Below are 17582 nucleotides of genomic sequence, written 5' to 3'. Positions count from 1 at the left end.
CCGGCACGTCTGGCCGGACAGTGGCACACTTGCGGTTTGCCGGATTTACGTCCCGTCACTGCCTTACCGCCGTCTTATCCCCGCGTTACCTTTTCATTCCTCAAACCCAACACCGATGGAGCAAGCCACCATGCCCGACAACAGCCAATGGATCCGTGTCGAAACCGAAGGCGGCGCCTTCGATGCCTACCTGGCCCTGCCCCCCGCCGGCAAGGCCGCCAGCGCGCCGGGCATCGTGCTTGTACAGGAAATCTTCGGCGTCAATGAGCATATTCGCGCGGTAGCGGACCAGTACGCGCTCGACGGCTATGTGGTGCTGGCGCCCGATGTATTCTGGCGCCACGCGCCGCGCGTGGAACTGGGCTACTCCGGCGATGACTGGGCAAGCGCCATGGAACTGCGCCAGAAGACCGACGTGGAACTGGCGGTGAAGGATATCGCCGCTACCGCCAAGGCGCTGCGCGCCCAGCTCGGCGCGGGTGCGAAGATTGCGGCGGTCGGCTACTGCTTCGGCGGCCTGCTGTCCTACCTGAGCGCCGCGCGCGGCCTGGTCGACGCGGCGGTCCCGTATTACGGTGGCGGCATCCAGAACAACCTGAAGGAAGCCGCCAGCATCAAGGTGCCGGTGCAGTTCCACTATGGCGCGCTCGACGCGCACATCCCGGCGGAGGCTGTCGAGCAGGTGCGCGCCGCGGTGGCCGGCAATCCGCGCGCGGAGATCCACGTCTATGCCCAGGCCGATCACGGCTTCAACTGCTGGGCGCGTGGTTCCTATCACCAGCCCTCTGCCGCGCTGGCACATGGCCGCGCACTGACCTTCCTCGCCGGCGCGCTGTAAGCCCGTCCGCCGCATCGCTGCGCTGCACAAGCTGCGGCGCAGCGCCTCCCCCAGCGTCCCCCTCGCCCGGGTGCCTTGCACCGCGGGCGCCCCGCCCGTATCCTGGCTCCCGAGCGCCAACGCCGCAGCCATCGCGCATCATCGCCCGCCATCGGTACTGATCCGTGCATGATCGACCCATGACCCGCTGCGGCATCGGCTCAAGACTTGCTGGACCCTAAAAAAAACAGAACGGAGACCACCATGCAGTCAGAGCAGCAACGCGTCCTGCGCAACACCGTCCCCGATGCCCTCGCCCGTGCGGTAAGGCGCAGTCCCGACAAGATCGCCCTGCGCTTCGGCGAGCGCAGCTGGAGCTACCGTGAGCTTGAGGCCGCGGCGGCCAGCGTGGGCGCGGCGCTGCAACGGTGGGGCCTGCGCCCCGGCGACCGGGTGGCGGCTTTTGGCAAGAACTCGGATGCCTATGTGCTGCTGTGGCTGGGCTGCCTGCGTGCCGGGCTGATCCATGTGCCGGTGAATTTCTCGATGACGCGCGGGGAAGTGGAGTACATCGTCAACCAGTCCGGCGCCAGCGCGCTGTTCGCCGATCCGGCGCTGGCCGCGCAAGTCGACGGCCTGCCTTGCCCCCTGCTGGGCAGCCTGCATGGCGGTGGYCCGCGCGATGTGCTCGCCGCCGCCCAGGGCCCCGGCGCRGATATTCTTGCCACGCTAGATGAGGCCATGCCGGCGCAGATCCTGTATACATCCGGCACCACGTCGGCGCCCAAGGGCGCGCTGATGACTCATCGCGCCTTGCTGGCCGAGTACATGAGCGCGATTGCAACGTGCGATATCAAGCCGGAAGACTATTCGCTGGCCGCGCTGCCCCTATACCATTCCGCGCAGATGCATGTCTTCCTGATGCCGCTGCTGCTGATGGGCGGCACCATCTTGCTGGCGCAGAGCCCCGAGCCGGGTTTTTGYCTGCGCACTGTGCGCGAGGCCGGCATCACCAGCTTCTTTGCGCCGCCTACCGTATGGATCGCGCTGCTGCGCCACCAGGACTTCGATCCGCGCGAGCTGACCTCGCTGACCAAGGCTTACTACGGGGCGTCGATCATGCCGCTACCGGTGTTGCTGGAGCTGCGGGAGCGCCTGCCGGCGCTGGGCTTCTACAACTGCTACGGGCAGAGCGAGATCGGGCCGCTGGCCACGGTGCTCGGGCCGGAAGCGCACCGGGAACGCCCTGCCTCGGCAGGCCGGCCCGTGCTCAACGTGGAAACCCGCATCGTCGATGAGAAGATGCAGGATGCCAAACCCGGCGAGCTCGGGGAGATCGTGCACCGCTCGCCGCAGTTGCTTACCGAATACTGGGACAAGCCGGGACAGACCGCTGAAGCCTTCAGCGGCGGCTGGTTCCACTCCGGCGATCTTGGCTATATGGACGAGGCGGGCTATCTGTACGTGGTTGACCGCATCAAGGACGTGATCAATTCCGGCGGCGTGCTCGTATCGAGCCGGGAAGTCGAAGAGTGCCTGTACCAGCATGAAGGCGTGGCCGAAGTGGCCGTCTTCGCGCTGCCGCATCCCAAGTGGGTGGAAGCGGTGGCGGCCTGCGTCGTGCTCAAGCGCGGCGCGGGCGCGGATGAGGAGGGGATGCTCGCCCATGCCCGCGCCGCGCTCGCACCGTTCAAGGTGCCCAAACGCATCGTGTTCGTGGCGGACCTGCCGCGCAACACCGCCGGCAAGCTGCTCAAACGGCAACTGCGGGAAGACTACGCCAGCTTGTTCGGCGCCTGAGCCAGGAGCTGTGCGCCCTGGTGTGGGACAGATCGCGCCATGTGGCGTAGCGGGTGCACGGCACCGGCTACGCCACCTGGGAACCCCTTACGCAATGGAAGACCCGGCAGCCACGCCTTCAGTAGGGCATCGCCACGCCGTTCTGCACCTTGACCCGGTCGCCGTTGCGCAGGTTGTAGGGCGTCGACTGCGTCAGCGTGAGATAGCCGTTGTCGGTGGTGCGTACCCGGATGCGGTACGCGGGCGGCGCCGTAGTAGTACGCTTCTCGACCTCGTTGCCAGCCAGGGCACCGGCCACCGCGCCGCCAATGGTCGCCACCGTATTGCCACGGCCGCCTCCCACCTGGTGGCCAAGCAGGCCGCCGACGACGCCACCGATCAGCGCGCCGGCGACGCCGCCTGCCGGCGCCTGCCCGGGCAACATCTCGATGTATTCGACGTTGCCGTAGCGCACGCCATAGGCATCGCTGCCGTAGGCGCCCTGGGCCGTATTAGCCTGCGGGTAGCCCGCTTGCGGATAGGACTGCTGGGGATAACCTTGCTGCGGGTAGCTCTCCTGCACCGGCGCCTGCTGCGGGTAGCCGGCCTGCGGATATTCCGGCTGCGGGTAGGCCGGTTGCGAGTAGCCCTGCTGCGGATAGGCAACGGGATAGCCGCCGCTTGCCTGCGTGCTGCTGCCATACGCGCCGGAGTTGCCATAGCTCCCGTAGCCACCATACCCGCCGCCATATGGCGCGGTCACGCAACCGGCCAGGGCGCCCGCGGCAAGCAGGGCGAGCGCGCTGGTACGAAGGGGGAAAGAGGGGAAAGGCATTTGTAGCTCCTGCGGATATCGCGAGTGGGAATGCGCGCGAGTCTAGGGCCGCGGGGCCGCCTCGGGTGTCACCGAGCCTTGTGAATGGTAACTGCCTGTAACGGCGCATGCGGTTTGGGTCGAAAAACCCGGGCCGCCTGCTTCACGACGGCTCAGGCGCGCTCCGCGCCATCGTCGTTGAAGGCCGTAAGGCGCGCTACGCGGAAGGTGCCGCGCAGCGATTCGAGTTCGCTCCGGTGCAGCATGGCCAGCCGGTTCAGGAAACGCTCGCCCTTGGCGAGCAAATGGACTTCCACGATCCGGCGGTCATCCGGATTGGCCTTGCGCTTGACCAGGCCGGCTGCCTCGCAGCGGTTGACCAGCGCCACCACGCCGTGCTGCTTGGCTTGCAGGCGCTCCGCCAGTTCGCCGATCGAAGCCCAGTCCTTGCCGGCGCAGCCACGGATATGCAGCATCAGCAGGTACTGCTGCACGGTCAGGCCTTCGTTGTGCGCGGCATCTTCGGAAAACCGCAGGAAACGCCGCAACTGGTAGCGGAAATCGGAGAGGGCTTCGAAGTCCTGCTTGTCGAGCAGGGATSGGGATGCGGCAGGCTGGCGGGTCATGGCGGGGCAGCGTGCGGACGCTGGGGGAACTTGGCTCGACGCTCATTATAGGGGCTGCCTCCGGCGGTCCCCCGACTCATCGGCGTTAGCCAGTTGACAAAGGCAGGCTCCGGTTTCGACCGCCGCCTGTGCGGGTATGGCAGAATCTGTGCGTCCGCAGACACTCCTGACTGCCGACATCACTACTGCCACCGGAACCGAAACCGATGTTCACGGAAATCGCCCTTTTCCTGCTCGATACCGTCTTCACCCTGTTCGGCATGGCGCTACTGCTGCGCCTGTGGATGCAATGGGCACGGCTACCCACGCGCAACCCCGTCTCGCAAGGCGTATTCCAGGTTACCGACTGGCTGGTCAGGCCATTGCGCCGGGTCATTCCGGGCCTTGGCGGCATCGACTGGGCGACCCTGATCGGCGCCTGGCTGACCGCCCTGGTGTTCCTGCTGCTCGTGCTGCTGCTTTCCGGAGGCGACCTCGCGCCCTACCTGCCGCTGGTCCTGCTGATTGCCGTTCTCAACGTATTGAAGTGGGGCATCAGCATGGTGATGTGGGTCACGCTGCTGATGGCGATCCTTTCCTGGGTCAATCCGCATTCGCCGGTCACGCCTGCCATCAACCACCTGACGGAACCGCTGCTGCGTCCGATCCGCCGCGTGGTGCCGCGCCTGGGCGGCTTTGACATCTCGCCGCTGGTCCTTTTCGTGATCGCGCAGATCCTGCTGATGATCATTGCCCGGCTTGGCGCAGGGCTGTTTGGCGCACGTTTCGGTCTCTGACTCAAGCCGGCGCGGGTGCGGATGGCCGTCCAGGCCAAAAATCCGGGCGGGATTATCCAGACTGACGAACAGTGTTTTGAGGATTAGCTCTTTTTCCTGGGCAGAAGGCCGCCTACAGTACGTGCAACGTGGAACACACCACGACATGCCAGAAGGAAAAAGCAGCATCATGAAGACTCTCACACAGCCCCGCACCCTCGCCGTTACCCTCCTCTGCGCCATCGGCTTGTCGATGGCTGCCGCCTCCGCGCACGCCAACTCGCCGGTTTCCGACCTCGCCCGCCTCGACGGCAGCATCGGCCGCACGGTGGACGCGTTCACCGACGGCGCCCGCACCGGTCCGCGCGATCCGTTCACCGATGGCGCCYACAACGGCCGCCGCGACCCGTTCACGGATGGTGCCCACAACGGCCCGCGTGACCCGTACACCGACGGCGCCCGCGGCACGAACGAAGCCCGCAGCAGCTTCAGCGACGGCGCCTGATTGCGCCCCGGCATTCACCTGGGATGGAAGAGACAGCAGTTGTGGCCTATCAACCGTAGTCGTCAAGAAGTGGCCACAGCCTAGCCAGGCGCCAACGGGCCGGCCTGCCAGCCGCCCCTTGCGCATGACCCCGCAGCCGCGCCGCCTTCACGGGCCGGGCGCGGCTGCGTCGTTTCCGCTACCCAGCAATCCGGATGCCATCATGGCTTCCACCGCTTCCATGAACACGCGCACCTTGCGCGGCTGCAACCGGCGGTCCGGCAGCAAGGCGAAGATCCGCAGCGGCGGTGGCGGATAGTCCGGCAATACCTTGACCAGGCGCCCCTGGGCCACCTCCGCTTCGCAATAGATCAGCGACAAGCGGGCGATGCCGAGGCCGGCCAGCGCGCCCTGGAGCCGGAGTTCGGCGTTGGCGGTCTGCATGCGCGGCCGGATCGGCACCGCCACGCGCTCGCCCTCGCGCATGAACTCCCACATGTCATCGCCGGGTGTGGTCAGGGTGGGCAGGTTTGCCAGGTCTTCTGGCAGCAACTGCGGGTGCAGGCCAGCGGCCAGCGCCGGCGCCGCGAATAGTCCCCGCTCGACGTGATAGATACGCCGCGCCACCGTCCCTGAATCAGGAAGATCGGCATCCACCGCCACAAAGGCCACATCGAACCCATCGCGGATGGGATCGACCATGCCTTGTGTGATCTCCACCTTCACATCGAGCGCCGGGTGGGCCGCCAGCGTACGGCAGATAACGCCGCCAAGCTGGTGCGCGCCAAACTCGTAGGGCGCGGCGATGCGCAGCACCCCTTGCACGCGTTCCTCGCGCGCCAGCGTTTCCTGGCGGATCTCGCGCAGCCGCGCGAACAGCGGAGCCACGTCGCGATACACCGCGCTGCCGGCATCGGTCAGGCGCATGCGCCGCGTGGTGCGCTGGAGCAACTTGGAGCCGATCGCCAGCTCGAGCCGTGCGACGGCCGCCGAGACCCGGGATTTGGGGCAGTCCAGCTGCTCCGCGGCGGCAGTGAAGGTGCCCTGCTCCACCACGCAGCAGAAGGCCTCCCAATCATTCCACTGGATTGTCTCGTTCACCGGACGATGTTTCCTTTACAAGCAATGTTGCCCAAACGCGCGACATTATGCGGCAGCCGGGACGCCTGCGCCGGTTCTCACCGTGGCGGCGGCGCCCCGGCCATGCGCCACTGGCGTACTGCGCGCATTTCCTCTACCCTTTCGGCCTTTCCGTGCGTATTCGGCAACCCGCCGAACTGACCGATGGCCAGCCCTGCCGCTCCCGACAATCCCGACAACCCGGCCACGGATGCTTCCGTGGAGCCCGCCGCCGCGGGCACGGAGAAGCCGAGCGATACCTATGTGCAGTCCTTTGCACGCGGCCTCTCGGTGATCCGCGCCTTCGACGCCCAACACCCGGCCCAGACCCTCAGCGAGATCGCGCAGGCCAGTGGCCTGACCCGCGCCGGCGCGCGCCGCATCTTGCTGACCCTGGTGGGCCTGGGTTATGTGCGCGCCGACGGCCGCCTGTTCCGCCTGACGCCGAAGATCCTCGACCTCGGTTTCGCCTACCTGACCTCGATGCCATTCTGGAACCTGGCCGAGCCGATCATGGAAGCGCTGTCGCAGGAAGTGCATGAAAGCTGCTCGATCTCCGTGCTGGATGGGACCGAAATCGTCTATGTGTTGCGGGTGCCCGCGCGCAAGATCATGACCATCAACCTGTCCATCGGCAGCCGGCTCCCGGCCTATTGCTCGTCGATGGGCCGCGTGCTGCTGGCGGGCCTGCCGGATGCGGAGCTGGACCGCGTGCTGCGCGCCACCGACCTGCGCGCCCGTACCAGCCGGACCGTCACCGACATCGAAACGCTCAAGGCCATCATCGCCGGCATCCGCGCGCGCGGCTGGGCGCAGAACGACCAGGAGCTGGAAGAAGGGCTGGTGTCGCTGGCCGCGCCGATCCGCAGCCGCGGCGGCCAGGTCATCGCCGCCATCAATATCAGTGGCCAGGCCAACCGCACCAGCGCCGACGAGATGGCCGGCAACTTCCTGCCGCCACTGCTGGCCGCGTCCGAGAAGATCTCCAACCTGGTCGGCCTGCGCACCTGATGCGCCCGGCATTGCGGCATCGCCCACAGGCCGGCCAGGGCGCTGGCCCGCGACGAGCCAGCATGGTGGATGCCGGTTAGCTTGCCGCGGGCATGGGCAGCGCAATGCTGCCGAATTCGGCCGAACGCGTGCCCGGCAGCGGATGGTTGCCGGCACCGAAATACGCAAAGGCGGCCGACAGCTTGACCGCCTCCGAGAGATTCTGCCCCGCGCTGTGAAATAGCCGGCTATCGAAGAACAATACGTCCCCGCGCTCCAGGGCAAGGGGCCGCACGCCACGCAGCAGGGCCTGGCTGCCCGGATGCGATTCGATCAGGAATTCCGCCGCATCGAGCTGGCCCGGTTCGAGGGCAACCGTGTGCGAGCCTGGAATGACGCGCAACACGCCGTTGCTCTCGTCCTCCCGGCCCAGCGCCAGCCACACCGTCACCAGTTCCGGGCTGGCAAACGACCAGTAACGGGTATCGCGATGCCAGCCGGTCTGGCTGCCATAGTGCGGATGCTTGGTCATCACGCAGTTGTGATGCGCCAGCGTCAGGAGCGGCGGCTCGCCCAGCAGGGTCGCCACGACCTTCGTTACCGCGGGGTCGACCGCCCATTGGCGAAACACCTCGTCGCGCCCGTAAGCCTGGCGCAAGCGCCGCACCGTGCCGCCGCCCGCGGCTTCGCGGCTGGCGGGTGCGCCGGGATAACCCAGTTCGGCTTCGTACTCCACAGGCGGGACCGCCGCGGCCAGTTGCTCGCGCGTTACCTGCTCGATCCGGTCGCAGACCTGCGGCGGGGCGAAGCCGCGCAGCACGATATACCCGTCGGCGTGGAAGACTCGGTTGAGTTCGTTCAATTCAGCGGCGGTCGGGGCGATGGCCGAAGCGGTGGAAACCGTGGAAACCGCCGTGGAAGCGGCGCCCGGCGGTACAGCAAGCGGGGAGTTCATTGCAGGGGATGTGGGGTTGGCAGGGCCGACAGCTTCGATAATGCCAGAAGCCGGGCAATCCGGCGCGCCCGGCATGTGCTGCGTGCGCAAACAGACTGTTCCCCGATACACACGCGCCGCTACAATGGCCGGGTCCTCCTTCCGACCCGCAAGGCCTCAAGTGACAGCTCGCCCACGCATCGTCGCATCGCTCTCCGAGGCGGAAGCCCAGCTTGGCCGCATCGTCCTGGGCAAGCCCAGGCAGATCCGGCTGGCGCTGGCCTGCATGCTGGCGCGTGGCCACCTGCTGCTGGAGGACCTGCCCGGCGTGGGCAAGACAACGCTGGCGCATGCGCTGGCGCGCACGCTCGGCCTGCAGTTCCAGCGCGTGCAGTTCACCAGCGACCTGCTGCCGGCCGACCTGATCGGCGTGTCCGTCTTCGTGCGCGACAGCGCCGAGTTCCGCTTCCATCGGGGCCCTGTGTTCGCGCAGGTGGTGCTGGCCGACGAGATCAACCGTGCCCCGCCGAAGACGCAGAGCGCCTTGCTGGAGGCGATGGCGGAAGGGCAGGTCACCCACGACGGCGTCACCCATGCCCTGCCGTCCCCGTTCTTCGTCATCGCCACGCAAAACCCGCTGGACCAGATCGGCACCCACGCCCTGCCCGAATCCCAGCTCGACCGCTTTACCATGCGCTTGTCGCTGGGCTATCCCGATCCGGCCTTCGAGCGCGTGCTCTACCTCGGCGGGGCGACACCCGCGGCCGGTACGCCCGTGATGGATGCCGAGCAGGTGGGCGCGCTGCAGCAAGCCGCGGCCCAGGTCTATGCCAGCCCTGCCCTGGTGGACTATGCACTGGCCCTGGTGCAGGCCACGCGCGCGAACGCTGCCTTTGCCGCCGGGCTGTCGCCCAGGGCGGGCCTGGCGCTGCTGGGCTGTGCCCGCGCCTGGGCACTGCTGCACCAGCGCGATATGGTGCTGCCCGAGGACATACAAGCGGTCTTCGCGCCGGTGGCCGGCCACCGGCTGCTGCCGGCCGGCGCCGCCGGCGGTGGACAGGAGGCGCTCGCCCGCCTGCTGTCCGACGTTGCCATTCCCTGATCCGCGATGTCCCGCAGCCGGCCGTTCTCATCGCCGCGCATGGCGACCCCGGCCGCGCCTGCCCGCAAGCGCCGGGCCTGGGCCTCGCCACCCTGGCTGCAGCGCCAGCGCCCGCCCCGGCAAGGCGTGGTGACGCTCGATCGCCGCCACTTGTATATCCTGCCCGGCCGCGCCGGCCTGGGCTTCGCGCTGTTGCTGCTGGCCATGTTGCTGACCTCGCTGAACTACAACATCAGCCTGGGCTTCGCCCTCACCTTCCTGCTCGGCGGCATCGGCATGGCCTGCATGTGGCACGCCTACCGCAACCTGCTCGACATGACAGTCGCCGGCGCCGGCACGGAGCCAGCGTTTGCCGGCGAGCCCGCGGCCTTCAGCCTGCGGATCGCCGGCATTGCAGGCACCGACGCACGGGTACGCATCGGCATCGAGGCAAGCCTGCCATCCCAGGCCGGGGCGCTGCCGGCAAGCCTGAGCCTGGCCCGGGATGCCAGTGGCCTGCTCACGCTGCATCTGCCCACCGGCCGGCGCGGCTGGCTGGCGCTGCCGCGCGTCACCTTATCGAGCCGTTTTCCTTTTGGCCTGTTCCGCGTATGGAGTCATGCCGACCTGCCGCTGGTCGCGTTGGTCTACCCGCAGCCAGAAGCCGGCGCGCCGCCGCTGCCGTTCGCCGCGCAGCCCGGGGACGATGGCGTGGCGTCCCTGCCGTCGGACGATGGCATAGACCAGTTGCGGCGCTACCGCAGCGGCGACCCGCTGCATCGCGTCGCCTGGAAACATAGCGCGCGCACCGGCCGCTTGCTGAGCCGCACCGGGCAGGCCGGCGGCCAGCCCGCGTGCTGGCTGGACTGGCAGGCACTGCCGCCGGCACTGGCCACCGAAGCGCGGCTCTCGCGCCTGTGCGCCTGGGTGCTGGCCTCGGGCGATACGATGGAGATCGGGTTGCGCCTGCCCGGCGTGGAAATTCCGCCCGGCCGCGGCGGCGCGCATCGCCGCGCCTGCCTCGAAGCCCTGGCGCTGTGGCCGGACCGGGCCGGGCAAGGTACGCCGTGAAGCCGTCGCCGCGCCCCCTCGCGCACGAGGAGCATGGCTTGCTGCTGGGCCAGCTGGCGCTCGTGCTCGCGCCGCAGGCACGCAGCCTGCCCGTCACCATCAGCGTCCTGCTGGTGTTGCTGATGAGCTGGCGCTGGCTGCTGTGGCGCCAGCGTGCGCCGTTGCCCTCGCGCCTGATACTCGCGCTCGTCGCCGGGCTGGTAATCCTGGTCGCGGCCGCCTTGGTCTGGCAAGCCGGCGGCAACATGGGGCGCGACCTGTCGGTGGCGCTGCTGGGCGCCTTCGTCGTGCTCAAGCTGCTGGAGAGCAGCGTGCTGGCCGACGCCACGCTGGTGACCCAGCTCTGCTTTTACCTGCTGCTGAGCCTGTACCTGTTCGACCAGCCTTTCTGGCTGGCCTTGTATAGCCTTGCCATCGCCGCCTGGCTGCTGCGCAACTGGTTGTTCCTGGGCCATCCCGAGGCCCGCGGCTATCTCGCGGCATGGCCGCTGCTCGGCCGCCTGGTGTTGATCGGCCTGCCCTGGGCGCTGCTGCTGTTCGTCTTGTTCCCGCGCCTCGATCGCCCGCTGTGGCGGCTGCCGCAAGCCGAGACCGTGGCCGCCACCGGCATCAGCGACACCATGAGCCCGGGCAGCGTGAGCCAGCTGACGCAGTCCACAGAAGTGGCGCTGCGCGCCGACGTGGAAGGGGAGCCGCTGCCCGCCAGCGCGCTGTATTGGCGAGCGCTGGTGCTGTGGCAATTCGATGGCAAGACCTGGCGGCCAGCGCCCTTGCGGCAGCGGCACGCGCAGCCGGCACCTGGCCTGCCGGCCACCGACGAGGCACCGCCTTATGCCAGGGACCTTGGCGAAATGGCAGGCAAGGCATCCGCTGGCAACAGCATCAGCTACAACATCACGCTCGAACCCAATCAGCACCAGTGGTTGTTCCTGCTTGACCGCGGCCAGGCGATCGACCCGGGTGCCGGTGCGGTAGTCAACGCCGACGGCGAGTTTTTCGCCAGCGATCCCATCGACCGGCGCTTGCGCTACCGCGCGCGTTCGGCCCCGGCCAAGGCGCAGGCGCTCGATCTCCCGACGCGACAACTGGCGCTGGCACTACCGCCCGGCAATCCGCGCAGCCGGGCGCTGGCCACCGAATGGGCGGAGCAATACGCGGATCCCGCGCAGCGGGCACGGGCCGCACTGCGCTTGTTCGCCGCGGCACCATTCAGCTATACGCTGTCGCCCGCGCCGCTTGGCCGCGAACAGGTCGACAGCTTCCTGTTCGATACCCGGCGAGGATTCTGCGAGCACTATGCCAGCAGCTTTGTCTTCCTGATGCGCGCGGCCGGTGTGCCGGCGCGGGTGATCACCGGCTACCAGGGCGGCGAGTACAACCCGATCGGCGGCAACTACATCGTACGGCAGGCCGATGCCCACGCCTGGGCGGAGATCTGGCTGGAGGGGCGCGGCTGGGTGCGCGTCGATCCCACCAGCGCGGTGGCGCCCAGCCGTGTCGAACACGGCATCGACGCCGCGCTGGAGGCCAGCGAGATCGAAGCGCTGCGTGCGGTGCGGGACCCCGGCTGGCTGCGCGACCTGCGCTGGGGCATGGACGGCATGGTCTACACCTGGCAGCGCTGGGTGCTGCAATACGATCGCGGCCAGCAGTCACGCCTGATGCAGCAGCTCGGCATCGGCGACAGCGTGCCGCAGGCGTTGCTGGCCGGGCTGGCGACGCTGAGCTTGCTGGTACTCGTGCCGCTTGTGCTCAGGCGCCGCCAGGCCGATCCCGTTCAAGCCTTGTATGCCCGCTTCTGTCGCGACCTGGCACGCCATGGGTGCGTGCGCGGGCCGGCGGAAGGACCGCAGGATTTTGCCGCGCGGGCCGCGCGCCGCCTCCCTGCCGCCGCGCAAGCGGTGCAGGATTTCAGCGAGCGCTACACCCGGCTGCGCTACGGCCGCCAGGCCCCGGCGCTGCGTTCCGGCGAACTCGCGGGCCTGCGGCAAGCGTTGCGGCGGCTGTCGCGACAGCTCGCGCGCTGAGGAACGTCGCCGCCCTGGTTAGTTTCATATGATATAGTTACGTATGTAACTAAATAGCCGGGCGCAATCTGTTTCTGTTGCGCCGGCATCACCCGACTCCCCCACCATGTCGTTCGAAGACCGAATCGACCGCTTCTGTGCCAGCCATCCGGAAGCACCGCGCGACCTCATCCTGGCCTCCCGGCTCCTGATGCGCACCGCGCGCCTGCTGCGCAGCCACATCGACCGGGCGCTGGCGCCGTTCGGGCTGGACCTGCAGCAATACCTGGCGATCAGCATGCTCGCCACCGACGACAGCCAGCCCAGCCTGCCGTCCGAACTTGGCATCACGCTCGACGCCACGCGCACCCAGATGACCCGGCTGATGGACGGCCTGGTGGCGCGTGGCCTTGTGCGGCGGCACGCCTCGGCACAGGACCGCCGCAGTACCGAACTCGTACTGACGGCCGCCGGCCTGCACATGCTGCAGCGCGTCGCGCCGGCCGTGCACGCTGCCTACGCCGAGGCCTGGGAACCGTTGGGAGAAAGCGGCCTTGCCACCTCCACGCGCGCCCTGAGCCGCATGCACCAGAACCTGCTCAAGCTGGAACCATGAAAACAGCTTCCGCACTGCAACCGCTGCGGCTGGGACTGCGCTGGCTGCGCCTGCTCAGCCATCGGCAGCGCCAGACGCTGGTCATGCTGTTGCTCGCGCTGGCCACGTCAGTGGAATTCCTCGAGAACATCATGTTCGTGTTCGCATCGAGCCATATCGTCGGCGGCGTCGATGCCGACCCGCGCAGCTTCGCCCTGGTCCAGGCCGCCTACGCCGTGGGCAGCATGTTGATGATCCTCAAGCAACAATGGCTGGCGCAACGCTTTGGCTATCGCTATTACCTTACCGGCGCATTGCTGATCTTCATGGCGGGCACGCTGGCGGCGGCCACCAGCTATTCGCTGCCACAGCTCGTTGGTGCGCGCTTCGTGCAGGGCGTCGGTGGCGGCGCGCTGTTTACTAGTTGCCGCATCCTGGTCAATGTGATGTTTGCGCCGGCAGACCGGCCGCGCGCCTCCCGCATCTTCATGCTCGGTATTTTCACGGCATCCGCGCTGGCGCCGGCCATGGCTGCGGAGCTGATCGAGCATGGCGTGTGGCAGGACGTGTTCTATGGCGTGCTGCCCTTCGCCGCGCTGGCAGCGCTGGGTGCCTGGCTGCTGCTGCCCGATGCCGAGCCGTATCAGGATGATTCCGGCCCCGCGCTGGGCCCGCTGCTGCTCTTCGGTGCCGCCGTGGTGAGCTTGCAGGCCGCCATGACGGAAGCCCGCTTCGATATCTTCTCGCACCCGCTGCGGCTGGCCCTGATCTGCGCGCTGGGCATCGGCCTGTTGATGGGGTTCCTTTGGCAGCAATGGCACCACAGCACGCCTGTGCTCCATCTGCGGGCGTTGCGCAACCCGGTCTACCTGACCGGGCTGGCCATGTATTTTGTTTACTACCTGATCAGCAACCTGAGCGGCTACGTGTTCCCGATCTACGCCGAGCAGGCACTAGGCCTGCCGCTGGCGACAACCGGCTGGCTCAACACCTTCGCGGCCACGGTTAGCCTGGCGGGCATCTTCATCTACCTGCGCTTCGCTCCGCGCCTGCCGCGCAAGAAGCCGCTGATGGCGAGCGGCCTCTTGCTGATGGCCGCTGCGGCCTGGTGGTTTTCCTCGATGCCGCCCAACGCCGGTCCGGCTGCGCTGGCATGGGGGCTGGTCGGCAAGGGACTGTTTGGCGTGATGGTCATCATCCCCATTGCGGGCCTGACCTTTCGTTCGCTGGCCGGTGACGATTTCGCCCACGGCTATCGCAGCAAGAACCTGCTTCGCCAGATCGCTGCCTCCTTTGCGTCAGCGCTTGGCGCCGTACTCCTGCAGAACCGGCAGTTTGCCGTGCATACCAGCCTGACCAGCGCGCTCGGCCAGCATCCGGAGCAGACGCAGCAGTGGATGGACATAACGCAAGCGGTATTGGGCGCTCGCGGGCTCGATGCAATCCATGCCCACCGGGTCGCGCTCGTGCAACTGGCTGGACTGGTGGATACACAGGCCAGGCTGATCGCGTGCGAGGATCTCTACCGGCTGATCGCCGTGCTTGCCCTGACGGGAGCTGTCTTTATGCTGGCGCAACGCCGCCTCGATTGAACAGCGCTTGCCGACGACTGGGAGGTTGGTGCCGGGGAGAAGGCAGAGCTGTCTGCCGTGCCGGCCGCGTCATGTCCACGCGAGGAGCTGACTGGCCGTGCCGGAGCGGTTCGCTCCGCTGAAACGCGGCGCCGAGCGCGCGCGTACTGTTCTTCGCAAAAAAACGTTCTGTTGGCGGTCTGCTTAAAACAGCGCCAGCTGGCGCATGCCAAAGCCAATGGTTTCTTCCACGCGCATGCGGGCATGTGCGAGCGAGCCCTCCGCGCCGGAGTAATTACCGGCCGCCCAGTGATAGACCACCGGCATATCGCCGCGATCGGACAGGCGTACCTCGCCCAGCTTCTCGCCGCGCTCATTGCGGTAGAAGTGCGAACGGTAGCCACGCTCCCAATGCGGAGCGGCTTCGGCCTTCTTGCGTCGGCGCGGGGCGGGCTTGGCTTGCGGCAGGCGCCGCGCCCTTTCGGTCCCCGTGGTCGCGGACGTCCGGGTGAAATCCAACTGCATAGACTTCCTTGTGTCATCGAGTCAGCAAGATGATTTACGCATCAATGGCCGAGGCCATCGCGGCGTGTCTTGCGTCGCAGTCGAGATAATACCTGTTACCGAGCGTTCTGGCAGCCCTTCTGCACCGGAATTCGGCGCCCAATAAGGCTTGGCGGGCCGGCACGTATACCTTCGCGCCRGCCCGCCCGTACTTCATGCCGATGTTAACACCGCGGTTAACTCTGTGGTTAACTCGGCTGTTAACTTCATTCTCAACCCAGATCCAGCGGGATAAAGATACGGGCATCGTCGCGCTGCACCAGCAGTGCAACCTGCTTGCCCGACTTCGCCACCAGTGCCCGCAACTGCTCCGCCGAACTGATCGGCGTACCGTTGATCGACAGGATGACGTCGCCCGGCTGAATACCGACCTTTGCGGCCGGGCCCGCGACATCCTGGACCACCAGCCCGCCGTCAATGCCGCTGTCGCGCCTCTCCGTCGGACTCAGCGGGCGCACGGCGAGGCCAAGTTTGCCGCCGGTGTCATTGGCGGGACTCTTGCCGGCGACGACCGCATCCTTTGCCGTACCGACCTTCACCGTCAACGTCAGGGGCTCGCCCTTGCGGATCACCTTCAGCGACGTCTGCGTACCTGGGGTGATATCCGCCACATGTTCCGGCAGGTCGCCAGAGTGATCGATCACGTCGTTGCCGAGTTGCACGATCACGTCGCCCGGCTTCAGGCCAGCCTTGGCTGCCGGGCTGTCCGGCTCGACCGAATTGACCAGCGCGCCGCTAGGCTTTGGCAGCCCGAACGATTGCGCCAGGGCCTGGTTGACCTCCTGCACGCCGATACCGAGGCGGCCGCGCGTGACCTTGCCATGCGCCACCAGTTGCGCCTGCACCTTGGTTGCCACGTCGATCGGGATCGAGAACGACAGCCCCTGATAACCACCGGTCTGGCTGTAGATCTGCGAGTTGATGCCGATCACTTCGCCTCGCTGGTTGAACAGCGGTCCGCCCGAGTTGCCGGGATTGACAGCTACGTCGGTCTGAATGAACGGCACATAAGTATCGTCGGGCAAGGAGCGCGATTTCGCGCTGACGATGCCGGCGGTCACGGTATTCTCAAAACCATAAGGCGAGCCAATGGCCAGCACCGGCTCACCCACGCGCACGCGCGAGGGGTCGCCCAGGCGTACCGTTGGTAATTCCTTGGCATCGATCTTGATCACCGCCACGTCCGTTTGTGCGTCCGCACCAAGGACCTTGGCCTTGAATTCACGGCGATCGGTCAGCTTGACAGTCACCTCCTGCGCGCCGTCCACCACGTGCGCATTGGTCAGGATCAGGCCATCCGGGCTAACGATAAAGCCCGAGCCCAGGCCACGCACCAGTTGCTGCTGGCCATTCTGCGGGGCCTGGAATTGCGGTCCGAAACGCTTGAAAAACTGGAACAGCGGATCATCCGGGTCCATACCCTGCGGCACTTGCGCCGACGTACGTTGCGCGCGCGCCGTCACGCTGATATTGACCACCGCCGGGCCGTACTGATCGACAATGCTGGAAAAATCGGTGGGAGCCGCCACAGCCAGGGGTTGGGCCTGGGCCGTTACGGGCGCCTGTGCGGCATATCCCGGCGTGATGACTTCCTTCTGCAGATAGGTATACCCCCCGGCAAGAGCGGCCAGGGCAGCAATACCGATGGCTGAGCGTGCGAGCGTCTGGCGAATCATGGCGTTTTCCCTTTCTTGGTTACCTCAGGCGTCCGGGCTGGCTGGACGCGACAGGACCATCCTAAAGCGCGATCCTTAAACCAGACTTAAGGAAGGTTAGAGGGCACTGTCGGTGGGCAAGAAGGGTTCCGCCGATGGGCGGTGGATAACGGTACGGGGGTAAAGCTCAAACAGGATCGACACCAGGAGTCCTGGCCACTTTTTCCGCCAATCTCACGCAAAACACCCGCTTCTGCGCAGAAGTCATCTTCTTTGCCGCCGCCTCGGCTTTTGAGGCTTCAGAGCGGTTATCAAAGCGCTGCCAGCCCAGGATCCTGATGGGTTTGCGCGATCGCGTATATTTAGCACCCGTTCCCGCCTGATGTTGGGCAAAACGTCGTTCGACATCCGTTGTAATGCCGGTGTAGATCGTGTTGCCCTCGCATTCGAGCAGGTAAAGAAACCACGAGGCTTCGCCGTCGGCTGGCATTCGGATGATTTAAGAGGGGCGACGCGCAAAGGCAGCCGGAACAGTGATTATGCGTGCAGCTGACGCCCGGCGCAAAGAATCAGGCACAAGTGTACCGATCAGCGTAAACGAAGCCGCAAAAGCAAAACCCCCCAGTACTTTCGTACTGGGGGGTTTCAAGGGAGAGCCTGGCGATTACCTACTTTCACACGGGTATCCGCACTATCATCGGCGTGGAGTCGTTTCACGGTC

At 66.8% G+C, this 17582-nt stretch carries 17 protein-coding genes; 10 read left to right on the top strand and 7 right to left on the bottom strand.

Annotated elements, in window-relative coordinates; all coding sequences use genetic code 11:
• Positions 1 to 130: 130 nt before the first annotated feature.
• Entirely contained in the window at positions 131 to 838 is a 708-nt protein-coding gene (locus AC1DN0_RS17000) for a dienelactone hydrolase family protein (protein WP_441631881.1), read from the top strand.
• 243 nt (positions 839 to 1081) lie between these two features.
• On the top strand, positions 1082 to 2617 hold the full coding sequence (locus AC1DN0_RS16995) for an acyl-CoA synthetase (protein ID WP_441631879.1): 1536 nt from the start codon (positions 1082 to 1084) through the stop codon (positions 2615 to 2617).
• A 118-nt stretch (positions 2618 to 2735) separates the two neighbouring features.
• On the opposite strand, the gene AC1DN0_RS16990 is transcribed toward AC1DN0_RS16995, so the two are convergent.
• Both AC1DN0_RS16990 and AC1DN0_RS16985 read right to left on the bottom strand, forming a co-directional pair.
• Positions 2736 to 3431 (bottom strand): glycine zipper 2TM domain-containing protein, encoded by a 696-nt coding sequence (locus tag AC1DN0_RS16990; protein WP_441631877.1) that lies wholly within the window; start codon positions 3429 to 3431, stop codon positions 2736 to 2738.
• A 152-nt stretch (positions 3432 to 3583) separates the two neighbouring features.
• Positions 3584 to 4036 (bottom strand): MarR family winged helix-turn-helix transcriptional regulator, encoded by a 453-nt coding sequence (locus AC1DN0_RS16985; protein WP_477145859.1) that lies wholly within the window; start codon positions 4034 to 4036, stop codon positions 3584 to 3586.
• A gap of 206 nt (positions 4037 to 4242) precedes the next feature.
• Between AC1DN0_RS16985 and AC1DN0_RS16980 the strand changes: the two genes are divergently transcribed.
• Together AC1DN0_RS16980 and AC1DN0_RS16975 are read left to right on the top strand one after the other, a co-directional pair.
• Positions 4243 to 4812, top strand: coding sequence for a YggT family protein (locus AC1DN0_RS16980; RefSeq protein ID WP_276288986.1), 570 nt, complete (start codon positions 4243 to 4245; stop codon positions 4810 to 4812).
• 169 nt (positions 4813 to 4981) lie between these two features.
• Positions 4982 to 5296 (top strand): hypothetical protein, encoded by a 315-nt coding sequence (locus AC1DN0_RS16975; protein ID WP_477145858.1) that lies wholly within the window; start codon positions 4982 to 4984, stop codon positions 5294 to 5296.
• Positions 5297 to 5443: 147 nt separating this feature from the next.
• Here AC1DN0_RS16975 and AC1DN0_RS16970 read toward each other — a convergent pair whose 3' ends face one another.
• On the bottom strand, positions 5444 to 6376 hold the full coding sequence (locus AC1DN0_RS16970) for a LysR family transcriptional regulator (RefSeq protein WP_441631873.1): 933 nt from the start codon (positions 6374 to 6376) through the stop codon (positions 5444 to 5446).
• A 183-nt stretch (positions 6377 to 6559) separates the two neighbouring features.
• Between AC1DN0_RS16970 and AC1DN0_RS16965 the strand changes: the two genes are divergently transcribed.
• The gene (locus AC1DN0_RS16965; protein ID WP_441631871.1) at positions 6560 to 7405 is read left to right on the top strand and encodes an IclR family transcriptional regulator; all 846 of its coding nucleotides are present in this window, start codon (positions 6560 to 6562) and stop codon (positions 7403 to 7405) included.
• Between the two features lie 76 nt (positions 7406 to 7481).
• Here AC1DN0_RS16965 and AC1DN0_RS16960 read toward each other — a convergent pair whose 3' ends face one another.
• A complete protein-coding gene (locus tag AC1DN0_RS16960) occupies positions 7482 to 8339 on the bottom strand; it encodes a phytanoyl-CoA dioxygenase family protein (RefSeq protein ID WP_441631869.1) in 858 nt (285 codons plus the stop codon).
• A 160-nt stretch (positions 8340 to 8499) separates the two neighbouring features.
• On the opposite strand from AC1DN0_RS16960, the gene AC1DN0_RS16955 reads away from it, so the two are divergent.
• The 5 genes from AC1DN0_RS16955 to AC1DN0_RS16935 all read left to right on the top strand — a co-directional run bounded on the left by AC1DN0_RS16955 (position 8500) and on the right by AC1DN0_RS16935 (position 14663).
• The gene (locus AC1DN0_RS16955; protein ID WP_441631867.1) at positions 8500 to 9420 is read left to right on the top strand and encodes an AAA family ATPase; all 921 of its coding nucleotides are present in this window, start codon (positions 8500 to 8502) and stop codon (positions 9418 to 9420) included.
• 6 nt (positions 9421 to 9426) lie between these two features.
• Positions 9427 to 10470 (top strand): DUF58 domain-containing protein, encoded by a 1044-nt coding sequence (locus AC1DN0_RS16950; protein ID WP_441631865.1) that lies wholly within the window; start codon positions 9427 to 9429, stop codon positions 10468 to 10470.
• Positions 10467 to 12497 (top strand): transglutaminase TgpA family protein, encoded by a 2031-nt coding sequence (locus tag AC1DN0_RS16945; protein WP_441631863.1) that lies wholly within the window; start codon positions 10467 to 10469, stop codon positions 12495 to 12497. The genes AC1DN0_RS16950 and AC1DN0_RS16945 overlap by 4 nt, the downstream gene beginning before the upstream one ends.
• Before the next feature lie 106 nt (positions 12498 to 12603).
• Positions 12604 to 13092: a MarR family winged helix-turn-helix transcriptional regulator gene (locus AC1DN0_RS16940; RefSeq protein WP_441631861.1), complete on the top strand. Its 489-nt coding sequence runs from the start codon at positions 12604 to 12606 to the stop codon at positions 13090 to 13092.
• The gene (locus tag AC1DN0_RS16935) at positions 13089 to 14663 is read left to right on the top strand and encodes an MFS transporter (RefSeq protein WP_441631859.1); all 1575 of its coding nucleotides are present in this window, start codon (positions 13089 to 13091) and stop codon (positions 14661 to 14663) included. The genes AC1DN0_RS16940 and AC1DN0_RS16935 overlap by 4 nt, the downstream gene beginning before the upstream one ends.
• A gap of 183 nt (positions 14664 to 14846) precedes the next feature.
• Here AC1DN0_RS16935 and AC1DN0_RS16930 read toward each other — a convergent pair whose 3' ends face one another.
• From AC1DN0_RS16930 to AC1DN0_RS16920, 3 genes are all read right to left on the bottom strand, one after another.
• Positions 14847 to 15167, bottom strand: a complete 321-nt coding sequence (locus AC1DN0_RS16930; protein WP_045235519.1) for a hypothetical protein — start codon at positions 15165 to 15167, stop codon at positions 14847 to 14849.
• A 251-nt stretch (positions 15168 to 15418) separates the two neighbouring features.
• Complete coding sequence (locus AC1DN0_RS16925) at positions 15419 to 16882, bottom strand: DegQ family serine endoprotease (protein WP_441631857.1); 1464 nt, start codon at positions 16880 to 16882, stop codon at positions 15419 to 15421.
• A 166-nt stretch (positions 16883 to 17048) separates the two neighbouring features.
• The gene (locus tag AC1DN0_RS16920) at positions 17049 to 17351 is read right to left on the bottom strand and encodes a GIY-YIG nuclease family protein (protein WP_441631855.1); all 303 of its coding nucleotides are present in this window, start codon (positions 17349 to 17351) and stop codon (positions 17049 to 17051) included.
• Positions 17352 to 17582: the final 231 nt, after the last annotated feature.

The organism is Cupriavidus sp. 05N39, assembly GCF_056397325.1.
This window is presented reverse-complemented; position numbering and strand designations above follow the sequence as displayed.

Bases quoted from the DNA above. Each gene is read 5' to 3' on its own strand.
- AC1DN0_RS16925 (WP_441631857.1), bottom strand. From the start codon at position 16,882: ATGATTCGCCAGACGCTCGCACGCTCAGCCATCGGTATTGCTGCCCTG.
- AC1DN0_RS16935 (WP_441631859.1), top strand. From the start codon at position 13,089: ATGAAAACAGCTTCCGCACTGCAACCGCTGCGGCTGGGACTGCGCTGG.
- AC1DN0_RS16980 (WP_276288986.1), top strand. From the start codon at position 4,243: ATGTTCACGGAAATCGCCCTTTTCCTGCTCGATACCGTCTTCACCCTG.
- AC1DN0_RS17000 (WP_441631881.1), top strand. From the start codon at position 131: ATGCCCGACAACAGCCAATGGATCCGTGTCGAAACCGAAGGCGGCGCC.
- AC1DN0_RS16930 (WP_045235519.1), bottom strand. From the start codon at position 15,167: ATGCAGTTGGATTTCACCCGGACGTCCGCGACCACGGGGACCGAAAGG.
- AC1DN0_RS16950 (WP_441631865.1), top strand. From the start codon at position 9,427: ATGTCCCGCAGCCGGCCGTTCTCATCGCCGCGCATGGCGACCCCGGCC.
- AC1DN0_RS16965 (WP_441631871.1), top strand. From the start codon at position 6,560: ATGGCCAGCCCTGCCGCTCCCGACAATCCCGACAACCCGGCCACGGAT.
- AC1DN0_RS16940 (WP_441631861.1), top strand. From the start codon at position 12,604: ATGTCGTTCGAAGACCGAATCGACCGCTTCTGTGCCAGCCATCCGGAA.
- AC1DN0_RS16990 (WP_441631877.1), bottom strand. From the start codon at position 3,431: ATGCCTTTCCCCTCTTTCCCCCTTCGTACCAGCGCGCTCGCCCTGCTT.
- AC1DN0_RS16960 (WP_441631869.1), bottom strand. From the start codon at position 8,339: ATGAACTCCCCGCTTGCTGTACCGCCGGGCGCCGCTTCCACGGCGGTT.
- AC1DN0_RS16920 (WP_441631855.1), bottom strand. From the start codon at position 17,351: ATGCCAGCCGACGGCGAAGCCTCGTGGTTTCTTTACCTGCTCGAATGC.